The sequence below is a fragment of the Streptococcus sp. GMD1S genome, from assembly GCF_000296875.1.
GTDB lineage: Bacteria > Bacillota > Bacilli > Lactobacillales > Streptococcaceae > Streptococcus.
In genome coordinates this window covers 1-540 of record NZ_AJQY01000437.1, presented here as the reverse complement: position 1 = coordinate 540, position 540 = coordinate 1, and the positions used below count along the sequence as shown (strand labels likewise).

Annotated in this window: 1 protein-coding gene; it reads left to right on the top strand. The window is 42.0% G+C overall.

The features are described from left to right. The coding region (locus GMD1S_RS10840) for an ATP-binding cassette domain-containing protein (RefSeq protein WP_000322840.1) at positions 1–540 on the top strand (540 nt) is incomplete at both ends.

Sequence of the window (540 nt, the reverse complement as noted above, 5' to 3'; positions counted from 1 at the left end):
GTTTTGAGAGATGTCAATTTACGGATTGAGAATGGGGAGTTCATGGTTTTAGTTGGTCCATCTGGATCTGGTAAGACAACCATGATCAAGATGATTAACCGTCTTTTGGAACCAACTGATGGAAATATTTATATGGATGGCAAGCGCATCAAAGACTATGATGAGCGGGAACTTCGTCTTTCTACTGGTTATGTTTTACAGGCCATTGCTCTTTTTCCCAATCTAACGGTTGCGGAAAATATTGCCCTCATTCCTGAGATGAAGGGCTGGAGCAAGGAAGAAATTGCTCAGAAAACAGAAGAGCTTTTGGCTAAAGTTGGTTTACCAGTGGCTGAGTATGGACATCGACTTCCTAGTGAACTATCTGGCGGAGAACAGCAACGGGTTGGTATTGTTCGTGCTATGATTGGTCAGCCTAAGATTTTGCTTATGGATGAACCTTTTTCAGCCTTGGATGCCATTTCGAGAAAACAGTTGCAGGTTTTGACGAAAGAATTGCATAAAGAGTTTGGGATGACAACGATTTTTGTGACCCATGAT